This window comes from Rhodococcus sp. AC861, assembly GCF_979256035.1.
This window is the reverse complement of the sequence record NZ_CEEDMW010000013.1, coordinates 1-1,147: the sequence shown is the minus strand read 5'-3', so window position 1 is coordinate 1,147 and position 1,147 is coordinate 1. Positions and strand designations below refer to the sequence as shown.

At 57.1% G+C, this 1,147-nt stretch carries 1 rRNA gene; it reads left to right on the top strand.

Annotated features, from left to right (window positions below):
- Positions 1 to 1,147 (top strand): 23S ribosomal RNA (locus AC0IX4_RS22925); the annotation flags it as partial.

Genomic DNA, 1,147 nt, shown 5'->3' with positions numbered 1-1,147 from the left:
GAGCCTGCGAGTTAGTGGTATGTGGCGAGGTTAACCCGTGTGGGGTAGCCGTAGCGAAAGCGAGTCCGAATAGGGCGTTTCAGTCGCATGCTCTAGACCCGAAGCGGAGTGATCTACCCATGGCCAGGGTGAAGCGACGGTAAGACGTCGTGGAGGCCCGAACCCACTTAGGTTGAAAACTGAGGGGATGAGTTGTGGGTAGGGGTGAAAGGCCAATCAAACTCCGTGATAGCTGGTTCTCCCCGAAATGCATTTAGGTGCAGCGTCGCGTGTTTCATCCTGGAGGTAGAGCTACTGGATGGTCTAGAGGGCCCACAAGCTTATCGAAATCAGCCAAACTCCGAATGCCAGGATGTGAGAGCGCGGCAGTGAGACTGCGGGCGATAAGGTTCGTAGTCGAGAGGGAAACAGCCCAGATCGCCGGCTAAGGCCCCTAAGCGTGTACTAAGTGGAAAAGGATGTGAAGTCGCGAAGACAACCAGGAGGTTGGCTTAGAAGCAGCCACCCTTGAAAGAGTGCGTAATAGCTCACTGGTCAAGTGATTTTGCGCCGACAATGTAGCGGGGCTCAAGTACACCGCCGAAGCCGCGGCATTCGCACAATAGCCCGCGCACATCCTACGGGGTGTGTGCCAGGTGTGTGGATGGGTAGGGGAGCGTCGTGTGGCCAGGGAAGCGCCGGAGTGATCCAGGTGTGGAGGCCACGCGAGTGAGAATGCAGGCATGAGTAGCGAAAGACGAGTGAGAAACTCGTCCGCCGAATGATCAAGGGTTCCTGGGCCAGGTTAATCCGCCCAGGGTGAGTCGGGACCTAAGGCGAGGCCGACAGGCGTAGTCGATGGACAACGGGTTGATATTCCCGTACCCGTGTATCCGCGCCCATGATGAATCAGGAGTACTAACCGTCCAGAGCCACCAGGAGCACCTTCGGGTGCCGGGTGTGGTGATGCACGGGACCTTTCCTGGTAGTAGTCAAGCGATGGGGTGACGCAGGAAGGTAGCTGAGCCAGTCAGTGGTAACACTGGTGTAAGCCTGTAGGGCGAGACCTAGGCAAATCCGGGTCTCACACAAGCCTGAGAGGTGATGCATAGCCGAATGAGGCGAATTCAGTGATCCTATGCTGCCGAGAAAAGCCTCTAGCGAGCTG